This is a genomic window from Pseudomonas brassicacearum (genome assembly GCF_003732265.1).
Taxonomy (GTDB): Bacteria; Pseudomonadota; Gammaproteobacteria; order Pseudomonadales; family Pseudomonadaceae; genus Aquipseudomonas; species Aquipseudomonas brassicacearum_D.
In genome coordinates, this window is the sequence record NZ_MOBK01000221.1 from 1 (window position 1) to 400 (window position 400).

Sequence of the window (400 nt, forward strand, 5' to 3'; positions counted from 1 at the left end):
GAAAATGACTCTGCTTGATAACCTGTCCCTGGTTCAGCGATTCATCCGTTTGCCGCTCGCCCAACGGCAAGCGTTTCTGCAAAAAATGCAGAGCAAGAACATGAGCTTTGCGGCGTTGCCGATTCCGCCGGTGCGCGATGAGTTCGAGAGCATTGGCCTGTCGTTCGCACAGGAGCGTCAGTGGTTCCTTTGGCAGCTTGATCCGCACAGCGCGGCTTACCACGTGCCGACAGCGTTGCGTTTGCGCGGTGACCTTGATCTGTCGGCGTTGCAGAACAGCTTCGATGCCTTGCTGGAACGCCATGAAGTGCTGCGCACGGTGTTTGTCGATGGCCCGGATGGTCCGATTCAGGTGGCTCAAGCGCGACTGAGCCTGCCGCTGACTGCGCAGGTGCTGGAC

At 58.8% G+C, this 400-nt stretch carries 1 protein-coding gene; it reads left to right on the plus strand.

Translation table 11 applies throughout. From position 1 onward, the window contains the following. Nucleotides 1-4: 4 nt before the first annotated feature. Nucleotides 5-400 (plus strand): condensation domain-containing protein (locus BK660_RS30945; protein WP_148057515.1); only part of this gene is annotated, 396 nt, incomplete at its 3' end.